Source organism: Streptomyces sp. NPDC046379 (assembly GCF_055587785.1).
The window spans coordinates 252,217-267,111 of the sequence record NZ_JBVJFP010000010.1 but is presented as its reverse complement, the minus strand read 5'-3'; the positions used below and the strand labels follow the sequence as shown (position 1 = coordinate 267,111).

Sequence of the window (14,895 nt, the reverse complement as noted above, 5' to 3'; positions counted from 1 at the left end):
TCCCGCCGCCCGGCGGGGGATCAGTCCAGCCAGTGCTCCCGGCCGACGGCGATCAGCCGCAGTCGGCGCGCGGCCGTCCGCATGACCCGCCCGCGCTCCTCCTCCGGGGCGTCGAGCGCCTCCAGGAGGAGCGAGGCGGTCGCCAGCATCTGGTCGACGTAGAGGCCCGCCAGCATCGCCAGGTCGTCCTCGCTCCACCCCCGCGACAGCGGGTCCCCGGCCAGCGCGGCCCCCACCTCCTCGGCGAACCGGGCCAGCCGGTCCCGTATGGCCTCCCGCACGGGCTGGACGCCGCCGTGCCGCTCACGGGCGAGGAAACGGATGTGCGCGGGGTGTGCTTCCACCTGGCGGGCGATCAACTCCACGGCGAGCGCGATGCGTTCGTCGCTGTCGCCGGTCGTGGACACCGCCGACCGGATCAGCGGGTGCAGGCTGCCGAGCGACTCCTCCACCAGGGCCACGCCGAGGTCCGCCGTGGAGCGGAAGTGGCGGTAGAAGGCGGTCGGCGCGACCCCCACGGCACGGGTGACCTCGCGCAGGCCCAGGCTGCTCAGACTCTGCTCCTCCAGCAGCTCCAGCGCCGCGTCCAGCAGCGCCCGCCGGGTCTTCGCCTTCTGCGCCTGCCGGATGCCGACGGTGTGACTCATGCCATGCAGTCAACAACCGTTCTCCGGAAATCTGAACCCGCCGGATTGTTTGGACTGGTAAGTCAGTGAACAGGTGTGTACACAGCAGAGTGTCCGGCCGGCCGGACCGGCCGAGTCGATGCCGTCCGGTCGGCCGGGCCGATCCGAGAGGCAACCGGAAGGGATGCGATTCCCGTGCTGTTCCTCGTCGCCGCACTGCTCCTGCTCGGCGTCGTCCTGGGCACCGTCGCCCACGCGCCGCTGGGTTTCACCGCCGTCCTGGCCGCGGTGATCGCCGTCTGGCTCGCCGTCTTCGCCCTGCGCGAACGGCACGGCCGCCGTCGCCGGACGCCCGCGCACTGACCGCCGTGGCGGCGAACGCACGACCGCCGACGCCGTCCTCACGAACGCACCCACCGCCGCACCAGCGAACGGGAGCACGGACCATGCAGCTGACCGCACCGGCCACGCGCCGCACCGGCATCCGCGACGCCGACGGGATGGCCGTCGCCTCCTTCGTCCTCGGCCTGCTGGGCCTGCTCGTCCTCAGCCTCTTCCTCGGCCCGACGGCCGTCGCCCTGGCCGCCGTCGCGCTGCGCCGCGGCACCCGGCGCCGTGGCCGCGCCTTGCTCGGCATGGGCCTGGGCATCGCCGACCTGGTCGTCCTGGCGGCGTTCGTGCAGGCGGACGGCACGATCTCCTGGAGTTTCTAGACCCGTGCTCGCGAGGCGGACGGAGCGCCACGACCGGGCACGGCGGGGTGCGGCGCCGTCGCGACGGCCGCGGTGGGCCACGCGGCTGAGGGCGCCGGGGCCGGGAGCCGTAGAATCGGCGGCACCATGGCATACCTCGACCACGCCGCGACCACCCCGATGCTCCCGGAGGCGGCAGAGGCCCTGACCGCCCACCTGGGCGTCACGGGCAACGCCTCCTCCCTCCACGCATCCGGCCGCGCCGCACGGCGAGCCGTCGAGGAAGCCCGCGAGACCCTGGCGGACGCCCTCGGCGCACGGCCCAGCGAGATCGTCTTCACCTCCGGCGGCACCGAGGCCGACAACCTCGCCGTCAAGGGCCTGTACTGGGCCCGCCGCGACGCCGACCCGGCCCGCACCCGCGTCCTCGCCAGCCCCGTCGAACACCACGCCGTCCTGGACGCCGTGCACTGGCTCGGCGAGCACGAGGGCGCCACCGTCGAGTACCTCCCCGTCGACTCCCACGGCCGGGTCCACCCCGAGGCCCTGCGCGAGGCCGTCGCCCGCGACCCCGGCGACGTCGCCCTGGCCACCGTCATGTGGGCCAACAACGAGATCGGGACCGTCCAGCCGGTGCGTGAACTGGCCGAGGTGGCCGCCGAGTTCGGCGTCCCGCTGCATTCCGACGCGGTGCAGGCCTTCGGCCAGCTCCCGATCGGGTTCGCCGGGTCGGGCCTCGCCGCGATGACCGTCTCAGGTCACAAGATCGGCGGGCCGTACGGCATCGGCGCGCTGCTCCTCGGCCGCGAGTACAGCCCCGTGCCGGTGCTGCACGGCGGCGGACAGGAACGCCACGTCCGCTCCGGCACCCTCGACGTCCCCGCCATCGCCTCCTTCGCGGTCGCCGGACGGCACGCCGCCGAGCACCGGGAGCGGTTCGCCCGGGAGATCGGCGCCCTGCGGGACGACCTGGTCGCCAAGGTCCGCGCGGCCGTCCCCGACGCCATCCTCGGCGGCGACCCGGACCCCGCGGGGCGGCTGCCGGCAAACGCCCACTTCACCTTCCCCGGCTGCGAGGGCGACTCCCTGCTGCTGCTCCTCGACGCCCAGGGCATCGAGTGCTCCACCGGTTCCGCCTGCACCGCCGGCGTCGCCCAGCCCAGCCACGTCCTCCTCGCCACCGGCGTCGACCCCGACCTGGCCCGCGGCACCCTGCGCTTCTCCCTCGGCCACACCTCCACCCCGGACGACGTCGAGGCGCTCGCCAGGGCCATCGGACCGGCGGTGGAACGGGCTCGGGCGGCGGGGCTGACGTAAGGGCGCCGGTCCCGTGCGCCCGGGTACGGCCTTGCCGGGAAGCGGGCAGAGGCCAACACCCCGGACGCGAACCTCGTCGCGCAGGTCTTCGCGCTGCTCGCCGCCCTGATCCACCTCGTGGTCGGGATCCTGGAGCGCTTCCCCTACGGCCGTCCCGAGGTCCGCCGCTTCCTCACCACGTCCACGGCGGACGCCCCCGAGGTCACCCTGTGGCGTTCGGGCGTCGCCGTCCACAACATGCTGCTCGGCCTCGGCCTCGTCGCCCGGGTCGTCGCCCCGCACACCGGGGACACCACCGTCGGCCGCACACCGGTCGGCTGCCCGTGCGCGTTCCTCGTCGTGTCCTCCGTCGTCGGCGTGTCCTTCCCGCGCCTGCGGCGGGGCGCCCTCGGCCGGGGCGTCGCCCCGGCCCTCGCCCTCGTCGCCGCCGCGCTCGGCCGAGCCACGCCACGGCCCGGCCGCCGCGTCACGCCACGGCCGTCCGCGCCCGCCGCACGAGCTTCAGGTAGCGGTCCCAGTCCCAGTGCGGGCCCGGGTCCGTGTGGTCCGTGCCCGGCACCTCCACGTGCCCGATGATGTGCTCGCGGTCGACCGGGATGTCGTACCGCCGGCATATCCGTGCCGTCAGCCGCGCGGACGCGGCGTACATCGCGTCCGTGAAGTCCTGGGGGCGGTCCACGAAGCCGGCGTGCTCGATGCCGACGCTGCGTTCGTTGTAGTCCCGGTTGCCCGCGTGGTACGCCACGTCCAGCTCGCGGATCATCTGGGTGACGTGGCCGTCCCCGCGCACCACGTAGTGCGACGCGGCGCCGTGCTCCGGGTCCTGGAACACCTTCACCGCACTGTCGAAACTGCCCTGGGTGACATGGACGACCACCATGTCTATCGCGTAGTCGGCCGGGCGGTCCGCCATCCGCCAGTTCGCCGGCGAGGCCCCCACCCAGCGCGCGCCCCGGTGGTCCACCGCGCCCGCCACCCGCGGCTTGTCCACGCCGGGCACCTGCCACCACAGCCGCGACAGCTCGTCGCGGGCCAGCAGCGCGCCCGTGCCGGCCACGGCCGCCGCGCCCCCGGCGATCAGCGCGCGCCGCCCGATCCGCGGGCCGGCGCCGCCCTTGTTCTGCTCCATGTGACCGAGAACGGATACTCGCGGGCTCCGGTTCCCGCGCCCCCGTACCCTGGATGCGTTATGACTGACACCCCGCAGCGCTCCCGCCCCCTCCGCGTCCTCGCCGCCATGTCCGGCGGGGTCGACTCCGCCGTGGCCGCCGCCCGCGCCGCCGAGGCGGGCCACGACGTCACCGGCGTCCACCTGGCGCTCTCCGCGAACCCCCAGTCCTTCCGCACGGGCGCGCGCGGCTGCTGCACCATCGAGGACTCCCGCGACGCCCGCCGCGCCGCCGACGTCATCGGCATCCCGTTCTACGTCTGGGACCTCGCCGACCGCTTCCGCGAGGACGTGGTCGAGGACTTCGTCGCCGAGTACGAGGCGGGCCGCACCCCGAACCCGTGCCTGCGCTGCAACGAGAAGATCAAGTTCGCCGCCCTGCTGGACAAGGCCCTCGCCCTCGGCTTCGACGCCGTGTGCACGGGCCACTACGCCAAGGTGATCGTCCGCCCCGACGGCACCCGCGAACTGCACCGCGCCTCCGACATGGCCAAGGACCAGTCCTACGTCCTCGGCGTGCTGGACGACCGGCAGCTCGCCCACGCCATGTTCCCGCTCGGCGACACCGTCACCACCAAGGACGAGATCCGCGCGGAGGCCGAGCGGCGGGGCCTCGCGGTGGCCAAGAAGCCCGACTCGCACGACATCTGCTTCATCGCCGACGGCGACACCCAGGGCTTCCTCGCGAAGCGGCTCGGCAGGGCCGAGGGCGACATCGTGGACGAGGCCGGCAACCGCCTCGGCACCCACGACGGCGCCTACGGCTTCACCATCGGTCAGCGCAAGGGCCTGCGCATCGGCACCCCGGCGCCCGACGGCAAGCCCCGCTACGTCCTCGACATCTCCCCGGTCACGAACACCGTGACGGTCGGCCCGGCCGACGCCCTCGACGTCACCGCCCTGACCGCGGTCAGGCCCCGCTGGTGCGGCACGGCCCCCACCGGTCCCGGCGCCTACACCGCCCAGCTGCGCGCCCACGGCGACGAGACGCCGGTGACCGCGCGGCTCGTGGACGGCGAACTGCGCGTGGAGTTCGCCGAGCCCGTCCGCGGGGTCGCCCCCGGCCAGGCGATCGTGCTGTACGACGGCACGCGCGTGGTGGGGTCGGCGACGATCGCCTCGACGGTGCGGGCGACGGCCGGGGTGGCCTGAACGACCGTCCGCGCGAGGGGCGGGGCAAGGCGTCGACGGCGCGGCCGGCCGAGCCGCCGCCCGCGCGCGGGGGTCAGTCCGGTTCGACGTCGTAGAAGCAGAGGTGGCCCTTGATCCGTGCCACCGCCGGCTTCGGCTCCGGGTAGGACCAGACGAGGTCGGGCGCGTCCGGCAGCGACCAGTAGGACGCGGTGCCCTTGAAGGGGCAGTGGGTGTGGGTGTCGGAGGGCGTCAGCAGGTCCGTGCGGACGTCCTCGGCGGGAAGGTAGTACCGCACCGGACAGCCCGTCTCGCGCAGCACGAGCGGCCGTGAGCTGTCCGCGAGCACCTGCCCGTCACGGACGACCCGCACGCGCCGCGTGCCCTGCTCGATGGTGATCGTGTGTCCTTCGGTCATGCCGGAAAAAGCGCGAGACGGACGCCGCTTGTTCCCGCGTACGGTGATCGCATGAACATCTGCGTCTTCCTCTCCGCCGCCGACCTCGACGAGCGGTACACGCGCCCCGCGCGCGAATTCGCCAAGCTCCTCGCCAAGGGCGGCCACGCCCTGGTGTGGGGCGGGTCCGCCGCCGGTCTGATGAAGGTCGTCGCCGACGGGGTGCGGGAGGCGGGCGGGCGGCTCGTCGGCGTCTCGGTGGAGTTCCTGGCGTACAAGGCCTACCAGGGCGCCGACGAGATGGTGGTCGCGCGGGACCTCGCGGAGCGCAAGCGCCTGCTGCTGGAGAAGTCGGACGCCGTGGTCGTCATGGTCGGCGGCACCGGGACCCTGGACGAGGCCACCGAGATCATGGAGCTGAAGAAGCACGGCCACACCGAGAAGCCGGTCGTCGTGCTCAACACCGAGGGCTTCTACGACGGCCTCAAGGAGCAGTTCCGGCGCATGGAGGACGAGGGCTTCCTGCCCCGCCCCCTCACCGACCTGGTCTTCTTCGCCGAGGAGCCGGTGGGTGCGCTGGCCTACCTGGAGGAGAGCCGGGGCGTGGCCTGACGCCGGGTGATGCGAGCATGGCGGACATGGCTACCCATGTGATCACCGGGGCGGGTTCCGGCATCGGCGCCGCCGTGGCCCGCCGGCTGCACGCGCGCGGGGACGACCTCGTCCTGCACGCGCGCGACGCGGGCCGCGCGAAGGAACTGGCGGCGCGGTTCCCCGGCGCCCGCACCCTCGTCGGCGACCTCGCCGACCCCGACCGGCTCAGCTGGGCCTTCTCCCACCAGACGCTGCCCGACCGGGTGGACTCCCTGCTGCACATCGCCGGCGTGGTGGACCTCGGCCCGGTCGGCGACCTCACCCCCAAGACGTGGCGGCACCAGATCGACGTCAACCTGATCGCACCGGCCGAGCTGACCCGGCACTTCCTGCCCCAGCTGCGCGCCGCCCGCGGCCACGTCGTGTTCGTCAACTCCGGCGCCGGCCTGAACGCCCACGCCGGCTGGTCCGCCTACGCGGCCTCCAAGCACGGCCTGAAGGCCCTCGCCGACTCCCTGCGCCACGAGGAGCACGGCAACGGCGTCCGCGTGACCTCCGTCTACCCCGGCCGCACCGCCAGCCCCATGCAGGCCAAGGTCCACCAGCAGGAGGGCAAGGAGTACGACCCGTCCCAGTGGATCGACCCCGAGTCGGTCGCCACGACCATCCTCATGTCCCTGGACCTCCCCCGAGACGCCGAGGTCAACGACCTGACGGTCCGCCCGGGCCGCTAGGGGGTCACGTCTCCGGGTGCGGCTGCGCCGTGCCCTTCGCGCAGTTCCCCGCGCCCCTTTCAGGGGCATGTGCAGGCACACGCTTCTCAAGGGGGCGCGGGGAACTGCGCGAGCAACCACATCGGTGCCGCACCCGGCGACGAACCCCCCGCCCGGCGGGCGCGGGACCGACCACCCCGCTTTCGCGGAGCGTTCCGTACGCTTCCCGGCGTGAGCGAAAACAGCAACACCCCCTTCGGCCCGGCCACCGGCGTCGGCTCCCTGCCCGGAGACGACGCCCGGGAGGCCGTCAAGACCGTCACCGGGTCCTTCGAGGACTTCCCGTTCCTGCCCGAGCTGCCCGCCCGCGGCCCCGGCGCGGACATGATCGGCCGGACCGCGGGCCTGCTCGTGGAGCTGTACGCGCGCGTGGAGCCCAGCGGCTGGCGGATCGGCGACCGCCCCGGCCGCGACACCCGGCGGGCCCGGTCCTGGCTCGTGCAGGACCTCGACGCCCTGGAGGAGTACACCCAGGGCTACACGGGCCCGCTCAAGGTCCAGGCCGTCGGGCCGTGGACGCTGGCCGCCTCCCTGGAGCTCAGGAACGGCGAGGCCGCCCTCTCCGACCCCGGCGCGAGCCGGGACCTCACCGCCTCCCTCGCCGAGGGCCTGCGGCTGCACCTGGAGGACGTACGGCGCCGGGTGCCCGGTGCCCAGGTCGTCCTCCAGCTCGACGAGCCGTCCCTGACCGCGGTGCTGCGCGGACAGGTGCGCACGGCCAGCGGCTACCGCACCCACCGGGCCGTCGACCGGCAGGTCGTGGAGGGCGCGCTGCGGGAGGTCTTCGCCGTGCAGGACGGCGGCCCCGTCGTCGTCCACTCCTGCGCCCCCGACGTCCCCTTCGCCCTGCTGCGGCGGGCCGGCGCCGCAGCGATCTCCTTCGACTTCTCGCTCGTCACCGAGCGTGACGACGACGCCATCGGGGAGGCGGTGGAGGGCGGCACCCGGCTGTTCGCCGGTGTCGTCCCGGGGACGGACGGCCCATTGTCAGACCCTGCCGGTAGCGTCATGGGTGTCAGGACGCTCTGGCGCAGGCTGGGGCTGCGACCGGGACTGCTCGCGGACGCCGTCACGGTCACCCCGGCGTGCGGTCTCGCGGGCGCTTCGCCGGAGTACGCCAGGCGGGCCCTCGCCCACTGCGTCCGGGCGGCGAGATCCCTCGCGGACAACCCTGAGTAACGGGAGGACAACGGTGGCCGGCGACAAGCAGGCGGAAAGCACGGCGGTACCCGCCGAGGCGCGGGAGCGGCACGCGCGTCTCGCCGAGGAGATCGAGGAGCACCGATTCCGGTACTACGTGAAGGACGCTCCGGTCGTCAGCGACGCGGAGTTCGACCGGCTGCTGCGCACCCTGGAGGAGCTGGAGGAGGAGTTCCCCGAGCTGCGCACGCCGGACTCGCCGACGCAGAAGGTCGCCGGGTCGTACGAGTCGGAGTTCACCTCCGTCGAGCACCGCTCGCGGATGCTGTCGCTGGACAACACCTTCAACGACGACGAGCTGGCCGCCTGGGCCGACCGCATCGCGCGTGAACTGGGCGAGCAGCCGTACCACTTCCTGTGCGAGCTGAAGGTCGACGGCCTCGCCGTCAACCTCACCTACGAGCACGGCCGCCTCACCCGCGCGGCCACCCGCGGCGACGGCCGCACCGGCGAGGACGTCACCACCAACGTCCGGACCATCGCCGAGATCCCGGACCGGCTCAAGGGCGACAGAGTGCCCGATCTCGTGGAGATCCGCGGGGAGGTCTACTTCCCGATGGCGGCCTTCGAGGAACTCAACGCCCGGCGGGTGGCGGCCGGCGAGAAGCCCTACTCCAACCCGCGCAACTCCGCCTCCGGTTCGCTGCGGCAGAAGGACCCGAAGGTCACCGCGTCGCTGCCGCTGCACATGGTGGTGCACGGCATCGGGGCCCTGGAGGGCTTCAGCGGCCTGACCCGGCTCTCCCAGGCGTACGACCTGCTCAAGGAGTGGGGCCTGCCCACCTCCCCGCACAACCGGGTGGTCGACGGCCTCGACGGGGTGCGGGAGTTCATCGCCCACTACGGCGAGCACCGCCACTCCGTGGAACACGAGATCGACGGAGTGGTCGTCAAGCTGGACGAGATCCCGCTCCAGGGCAGGCTCGGCTCCACCTCCAGGGCCCCGCGCTGGGCGATCGCGTACAAGTACGCGCCGGAGGAGGTCAACACCAAGCTGATCAACATCCGCGTGGGCGTCGGCCGCACCGGGCGGGTCACGCCGTACGCCCAGGTCGAGCCGGTGACGGTGGCGGGCTCGGAGGTCGAGTTCGCGACCCTGCACAACCAGGACGTGGTCAAGGCCAAGGGCGTCCTCATCGGGGACACCGTGGTCATCCGCAAGGCGGGCGACGTCATCCCGGAGATCCTCGGCCCGGTCGCCGACCTGCGCGACGGCAGCGAGCGCGAGTTCGTGATGCCGGCCGAGTGCCCCGAGTGCGGCACGCCGCTCAGGCCGATGAAGGAGGGCGACGTCGACCTGCGCTGCCCCAACGCCCGCACCTGCCCCGCCCAGTTGCGCGAGCGCCTGTTCTACCTCGCGGGCCGCAAGGCGCTGGACATCGAGCACTTCGGCTATGTCGCCGCGGCTGCCCTGACCAAGCCGCTGGAGCCGGCCGACCCGCCGCTGACGGACGAGGGCGACCTGTTCGACCTCACGGTCGAACAGCTGCTGCCCATCAAGGCGTACGTCCTCGACCAGGACAGCGGGCTGCCCAAGCGGGACCCGAAGACCGGCGAGGAGAAGGTCGCCACGGTCTTCGCCAACCAGGAGGGCGAGCCGAGGAAGAACGCGCTGGCCATGCTGGCGAACATCGAGGCGGCCAAGCAGCGGCCGCTGGCCCGCGTCATCACCGGGCTGTCGATCCGTCACGTCGGCCCGGTCGCCGCTGAGGCGCTGGCCCGGGAGTTCCGCTCCATCGACCGCATCGAGCAGGCGAGCGAGCAGGAGCTGGCGACCACCGAGGGCGTCGGGCCGATCATCGCCGCCTCGCTCAAGGAGTGGTTCGCCGAGGAATGGCACCAGGAGATCCTCCGCAAGTGGAAGGCCGCGGGCGTCCGCATGGAGGAGGAGAGCACCGGCGAGGACGAGGGGCCGCGTCCGCTCGAAGGGCTGACGGTCGTCGTCACCGGCACGCTGGAGGACTTCACGCGGGACGGGGCGAAGGAGGCACTGCAGAGCAGAGGCGCGAAAGTGACCGGTTCGGTTTCAAAAAAGACGGCATTCGTCGTTGTGGGTGACAATCCCGGATCGAAATACGACAAGGCGATGCAGCTGAAAGTGCCGGTGCTCAACGAGGACGGTTTCAAGGTCCTGCTGGAGCAAGGGCCCGAAGCCGCGGCGGAATCCGCCTTGCCGACACCCGAATAGCGGTGGAAGAACACCCGATCGGCGCAAATGAGATGCATCAGGGCGGGTGCGGCGTATTCGGGCAACCGTCGACGACCGCTGCCCCTGGAAGCCTTCCGCGGCCTACTGTTGAGATGTGCGCCTGCCGTGCCCGGCTGCGGTCGGGGCACCCCCTGCCTTTCGAAGGGCCGGGGGAAAGGGTTTTCCCACGCGGTGCAGTGAGGGACGTCGGGCATCGGGCCGCGTGGCGCGGGCACCGCCGGCTGTGAGAGGGACGGGAATGGAACCGACCGAGAGCGCCGCCCCGTATTCACGGCTGCGCCGAATGGCCGGCGCCTGGCGAGGGGGCCTGCGGACGGCATGGCGGGCCGGTGCGGCTCCCACCGCCGCCCCGGCCGCCGACCGCACCACGACCACCGGCCGTGCCGCCCGTCCGGCGGCCGGACACACCGCGGCCGGGACGGCTTGCCCGGACGCCGGACCCGCCGCCCGTCCCCGCAGGCCCGGACACGCCGGTGGCCCGGCACAGGGCGGTCCGACGCGTGGCGGCCTCCCGCGCGGCGGGCACGGCGGGCAGCCCGGCTTCCCCGGCGTCGGGACCGGGGCCGCGACGGGCGACGGGACCGACGCCGAGCGGCAGTTGGCGTGGCCCCTGCTGCCCGCCGCCGTCGTCGCGGGCGCCGCGATCGCGCTCGGCGCGGGATTCCTGCGGGCCTTCACCGGTCAGCACGCGCTCTTCCCGTCCGGCACCGCCGGCTGGTCCCTGGCCGTGCTGACCGGCATCATCGTCGGCCACCTCGTCGCCCTCGGCCGCGCCCGCTGGTGGGGCGGCACCGGCTCCGGCGCCGCCCTCACCCTCGCCGTGCTGCTGCTCTACGGCTGGGTGCCGGCCGGCATGGTCAGCCTCACCGTCGTCGTCCTCGTCGGCGCGGCCCGCCGCCATCGCTGGCGGCAGGGCCTGCTGCACGGCGCCGTCGACGTCGTCGGCATCGGCGCCGGAGCCCTCGTCATGGCCTCCTTCGGCCGCGTCCCCTCCGTCGAGCACCCCTGGGCCCCCGCCACCTGGACGGTCTACACCGTCCCCGCCGTCGTCCTGGTCGCCGCCGCCTATCTGCTCGTCACCCGCACCCTGCTGTGGTACCTGCACGCCCCCCGCTCCCGCGGCCTGCCCACCGTCGCCCGCACCGCCCTCGCCCGTCAGGGCCTGGTCGCCGTCGCCCTGCTCGGCATCGCGCCCCTGGTCTGCGTGGTCGCCATGGCGGAACCGATCCTGCTCCCGCTGTTCGCCATCCCGCTCATCGCCCTCGACTCCACCCTCTGGATGGCCCGCGCCCGCGCCGAGGAACAGCTGCGCGACCCGCTCACCGGGCTGCCCAACCGCCAGTGGCTCCTGGAGCGCACCTGGACCGCCCTCGACGACGCCGAGCGCATCGGCGCCCGCACCGCCCTGGTACTCATCGACCTCGACCGCTTCCGCTCGGTCAACGACACCCTCGGCCATCTCGCCGGCGACCGGCTGCTGCTCCAGACCGCCGACCGGCTCGGCCTCGCCCTGCCCCGGGGCGCCGAGGCCGCCCGGCTCGGCGGCGACGAGTTCGCCGTCTTACTGCCGGTCGCCGACTCCACCACGTCAGCGACCCGAATCGCCCGCGGCCTCGTCGCCGCCCTCGGCTCCCCGCTCGACCTCGACGGCCTGACCCTCGTCCTGGAGGCCAGCGCGGGAGTCGCCGTCTTCCCCGATCACGCGCTCGACGCGGAGGGCCTGCTGCGCCGGGCCGACGTCGCGATGTACCAGGCCAAGCGCGACCGCACCGGCGTCGAGGTCTACGAGTCCAAGCGGGACTCCAACACCCCCGACCGTCTGGGCCTGCTCGCCGACCTGCGCCGGGCCCTGGACGCCCACGAGGTCGAGCTCCACTACCAGCCGAAGGTGCGCTTCGACGGCCAGGTGGCGGGCCTGGAGGCGCTGGTGCGCTGGGTGCACCCCGAGCGGGGCAAGGTGCCGCCGGACGAGTTCATAGCGATCGCCGAGACCTCCGGCCTGATGCCCCATCTGACGGAGTACGTCCTGGAGACGGCGCTCGCCCAGGTCGCCCGCTGGCGCGCGCAGGGCCTGTTCGTGCCGGTCGCGGTGAACGTCTCCCCGCGCGACGTGCACAGCCCCGGCTTCGCCGGCTCCGTCGCCGCCCGGCTGGCCCGGCACGGCGTCCCGGCGGGCGCCCTCCAGCTGGAGATCACCGAGCACGTGCTGCTGGAGGACCCGCAGCGCGCCGCCGACACCCTCGCCGGCCTCACCGGACACGGCGTGAAGATGTCCCTGGACGACTTCGGCACCGGGTACTCCTCGCTGGTGCACCTCAAACGGCTCCCGGTGAGCGAACTGAAGATCGACCGCTCCTTCGTGGCCCGGCTGGCCGTCGACGCGGAGGACGCCGAGATCGTGCGCTGCACCATCGACCTCGCCCACTCGCTCGGCCTGCTCGTCGTCGCCGAGGGCGTCGAGGACGACGAGACCTGGGAGCGCCTGCGCGACCTGTGCTGCGACGCCGTACAGGGCTGGCTCGTCGCCGCGGCGATGCCGCCCGAGGAGACCACGGCGTGGCTGCGCGCCCGCGGAGCCCGGGGCTGGGTGCGCCCCGCGGCGGCCCTCCCGGCGGCGGCCGGGGACGAGTGATCCGGTTCCGGGACCGCCCGGGAACAGGGGCCGCTGGGAAACCGTTTAACAGCCTTCGGCCCCCGACCCATAGGATTGGCCCCAAACCACACACACTCACCCCAGAGGATCGCTGCATGCCTGGCATCACGCGCGAGGAGGTCGCCCACCTCGCCCGGCTGGCGCGTCTGGAGCTGAAGCCCGAAGAGCTCGACCACTTCGCCGGCCAGCTGGACGACATCATCGGCGCGGTCGCCCGCGTCAGCGAGGTCGCCGACCAAGACGTTCCGCCGACCTCGCACCCGCTCCCGCTGACGAACGTCATGCGCCCGGACGAGGTCCGCCCGTCGCTCACCCCCGAGCAGGCGCTCTCCGGCGCCCCCGCCCAGGAGCAGCAGCGTTTCAAGGTGCCGCAGATCCTGGGGGAGGAGTAATCCGCATGACGGACTCAATCATCAAGCTCACCGCGGCCGAGACCGCCGCGAAGATCGCCTCCGGCGAGCTGACGGCCGTCGAGGTCGCCGAGGCCCACCTGGCCCGCATCGAGGCCGTGGACGAGAAGGTGCACGCCTTCCTGCACGTCGACCGCGAGGGCGCCCTCGCCCAGGCGCGCGCCGTGGACGGGAAGCGGGAGCGGGGCGAGAAGCTCGGCCCGCTGGCCGGCGTCCCGCTCGCGCTCAAGGACATCTTCACCACCGAGGGGATGCCGACCACGGTCGGCTCCAAGATCCTCGAGGGCTGGATCCCGCCGTACGACGCGACCCTCACCCAGAGGCTGAAGGCCGCCGACGTCGTCATCCTCGGCAAGACCAACATGGACGAGTTCGCCATGGGGTCCTCCACCGAGAACAGCGCCTACGGCCCGACCGGCAACCCCTGGGACCTCACCCGGATCCCCGGGGGCTCCGGCGGCGGCTCCTCCGCCGCGCTGGCCGCGCACATGGCCCCCCTCGCCATCGGCACCGACACCGGCGGTTCCATCCGCCAGCCGGCCGCCGTCACCGGCACGGTCGGCGTCAAGCCGACGTACGGCGCGGTCTCCCGCTACGGCATGGTCGCCTTCTCCAGCTCCCTGGACCAGGGCGGCCCCTGCGCCCGTACGGTCCTGGACGCGGCCCTGCTGCACGAGGTGATCGCCGGGCACGACCCGCTCGACTCCACCTCCATCGACGCCCCGGTCCCGCCGGTCGTCGAGGCCGCCCGCAACGGCTCGGTCGAGGGCATGCGGGTCGGCGTCGTCAAGCAGTTCCGCGGCGAGGGCTACCAGGCCGGCGTCATCCAGCGGTTCGACGAGTCCGTCGCACTGCTGAAGGAGCTGGGCGCCGAGATCGTGGAGCTGGACTGCCCGTCCTTCGACCTCGCCCTGTCGGCGTACTACCTGATCGCCCCGTCCGAGTGCTCCTCCAACCTCGCCCGCTTCGACGGCCTGCGCTACGGCCTGCGGACCGGCGACGACGGCACGCGCTCCGCCGAGGAGGTCACCTCGCTGACCCGCGAGGCCGGCTTCGGCCCCGAGGTCAAGCGCCGCATCATGCTCGGCACGTACGCCCTGTCCAGCGGCTACTACGACGCCTACTACGGCTCCGCGCAGAAGGTCCGCACGCTCATCACGCGCGACTTCGAGAAGGCGTTCGAGCAGGTCGACGTGATCGTGTCGCCGACCACGCCCACCACCGCCTTCCCGATCGGCGAGCGCGCCGACGACCCGATGGCGATGTACCTGGCCGACCTGTGCACCATCCCGACCAACCTGGCGGGCAACGCGGCCATGTCCCTGCCCTGCGGTCTCGCCCCGGAGGACAACCTCCCGGTGGGCCTGCAGATCATCGCCCCGGCGATGAAGGACGACCGGCTCTACAAGGTCGGCGCCGCCGTCGAGGCCGCCTTCGTGGAAAAGTGGGGGCACCCGCTGCTCGAGGAGGCTCCGTCGCTGTGAGTGCACTGACCAAGGCCAAGGGCTTCAAGAAGTCCAGGTCCGGCACGTACCTGTCCATCGCCGGGACCGCGTTCGGCGCGATCGGCGTCGCCAAGCGGCTGAAGAAGGCCCGCGCCGAGAAGGACACGCTGGTCCTGATCGACGCCACCGTGTCCGCCGTCGCCATCGTCACCGGCCTCGCCATCCTGTACCGCGAGCTGAAGCGGCTGGGCGACGACGACGTCCTGCTGGGCTGAGAGGG

General features: G+C 73.3%; 16 protein-coding genes. 13 read left to right on the top strand and 3 right to left on the bottom strand.

From position 1 onward, the window contains the following. Positions 1-20 precede the first annotated feature (20 nt). Positions 21-647 carry a TetR family transcriptional regulator gene (locus ACZ6KF_RS19680; protein ID WP_356632790.1) on the bottom strand — a complete coding sequence of 209 codons (627 nt, stop codon included), beginning with the start codon at positions 645-647 and terminating at the stop codon, positions 21-23. A 174-nt stretch (positions 648-821) separates the two neighbouring features. Between ACZ6KF_RS19680 and ACZ6KF_RS19675 the strand changes: the two genes are divergently transcribed. From ACZ6KF_RS19675 to ACZ6KF_RS19660, 4 genes are all read left to right on the top strand, one after another. Next, on the top strand, positions 822-989 hold the full coding sequence (locus ACZ6KF_RS19675; protein ID WP_356632792.1) for a hypothetical protein: 168 nt from the start codon (positions 822-824) through the stop codon (positions 987-989). Positions 990-1,072: 83 nt separating this feature from the next. Then, complete coding sequence (locus ACZ6KF_RS19670) at positions 1,073-1,339, top strand: DUF4190 domain-containing protein (protein ID WP_469239393.1); 267 nt, start codon at positions 1,073-1,075, stop codon at positions 1,337-1,339. Positions 1,340-1,465: 126 nt separating this feature from the next. Further along, positions 1,466-2,635 (top strand): cysteine desulfurase family protein, encoded by a 1,170-nt coding sequence (locus ACZ6KF_RS19665; protein WP_469158935.1) that lies wholly within the window; start codon positions 1,466-1,468, stop codon positions 2,633-2,635. A 93-nt stretch (positions 2,636-2,728) separates the two neighbouring features. Beyond that, on the top strand, positions 2,729-3,211 hold the full coding sequence (locus ACZ6KF_RS19660) for a DUF1304 family protein (RefSeq protein WP_469239426.1): 483 nt from the start codon (positions 2,729-2,731) through the stop codon (positions 3,209-3,211). On the opposite strand, the gene ACZ6KF_RS19655 is transcribed toward ACZ6KF_RS19660, so the two are convergent. Beyond that, on the bottom strand, positions 3,102-3,764 hold the full coding sequence (locus tag ACZ6KF_RS19655) for an N-acetylmuramoyl-L-alanine amidase (protein WP_356632800.1): 663 nt from the start codon (positions 3,762-3,764) through the stop codon (positions 3,102-3,104). The genes ACZ6KF_RS19660 and ACZ6KF_RS19655 overlap by 110 nt on opposite strands. Positions 3,765-3,824: 60 nt before the next feature. Between ACZ6KF_RS19655 and mnmA the strand changes: the two genes are divergently transcribed. Further along, a complete protein-coding gene (gene mnmA, locus ACZ6KF_RS19650; RefSeq protein WP_356632802.1) occupies positions 3,825-4,955 on the top strand; it encodes a tRNA 2-thiouridine(34) synthase MnmA in 1,131 nt (376 codons plus the stop codon). 73 nt (positions 4,956-5,028) lie between these two features. Here the strand turns inward: mnmA and ACZ6KF_RS19645 are convergent, their stop codons facing one another. Continuing rightward, the gene (locus ACZ6KF_RS19645; protein WP_469158937.1) at positions 5,029-5,352 is read right to left on the bottom strand and encodes a DUF427 domain-containing protein; all 324 of its coding nucleotides are present in this window, start codon (positions 5,350-5,352) and stop codon (positions 5,029-5,031) included. 51 nt (positions 5,353-5,403) lie between these two features. On the opposite strand from ACZ6KF_RS19645, the gene ACZ6KF_RS19640 reads away from it, so the two are divergent. From ACZ6KF_RS19640 to ACZ6KF_RS19605, 8 genes are all read left to right on the top strand, one after another. Further along, positions 5,404-5,943 (top strand): LOG family protein, encoded by a 540-nt coding sequence (locus ACZ6KF_RS19640; protein WP_469239391.1) that lies wholly within the window; start codon positions 5,404-5,406, stop codon positions 5,941-5,943. Between the two features lie 26 nt (positions 5,944-5,969). Beyond that, positions 5,970-6,659, top strand: coding sequence for an SDR family oxidoreductase (locus tag ACZ6KF_RS19635; protein WP_356632808.1), 690 nt, complete (start codon positions 5,970-5,972; stop codon positions 6,657-6,659). A gap of 210 nt (positions 6,660-6,869) precedes the next feature. Continuing rightward, entirely contained in the window at positions 6,870-7,877 is a 1,008-nt protein-coding gene (locus tag ACZ6KF_RS19630; protein ID WP_469239389.1) for a methionine synthase, read from the top strand. A gap of 13 nt (positions 7,878-7,890) precedes the next feature. Further along, positions 7,891-10,086, top strand: coding sequence for an NAD-dependent DNA ligase LigA (ligA, locus tag ACZ6KF_RS19625; RefSeq protein ID WP_469177116.1), 2,196 nt, complete (start codon positions 7,891-7,893; stop codon positions 10,084-10,086). A gap of 259 nt (positions 10,087-10,345) precedes the next feature. After that, positions 10,346-12,739 carry a putative bifunctional diguanylate cyclase/phosphodiesterase gene (locus tag ACZ6KF_RS19620; RefSeq protein ID WP_469177118.1) on the top strand — a complete coding sequence of 798 codons (2,394 nt, stop codon included), beginning with the start codon at positions 10,346-10,348 and terminating at the stop codon, positions 12,737-12,739. Between the two features lie 116 nt (positions 12,740-12,855). Beyond that, on the top strand, positions 12,856-13,152 hold the full coding sequence (gene gatC / locus ACZ6KF_RS19615) for an Asp-tRNA(Asn)/Glu-tRNA(Gln) amidotransferase subunit GatC (protein ID WP_004925108.1): 297 nt from the start codon (positions 12,856-12,858) through the stop codon (positions 13,150-13,152). Between the two features lie 5 nt (positions 13,153-13,157). After that, on the top strand, positions 13,158-14,654 hold the full coding sequence (gene gatA, locus ACZ6KF_RS19610) for an Asp-tRNA(Asn)/Glu-tRNA(Gln) amidotransferase subunit GatA (protein WP_356632817.1): 1,497 nt from the start codon (positions 13,158-13,160) through the stop codon (positions 14,652-14,654). Continuing rightward, positions 14,651-14,890 carry a hypothetical protein gene (locus ACZ6KF_RS19605; RefSeq protein WP_356632819.1) on the top strand — a complete coding sequence of 80 codons (240 nt, stop codon included), beginning with the start codon at positions 14,651-14,653 and terminating at the stop codon, positions 14,888-14,890. The genes gatA and ACZ6KF_RS19605 overlap by 4 nt, the downstream gene beginning before the upstream one ends. Positions 14,891-14,895 lie beyond the last annotated feature (5 nt).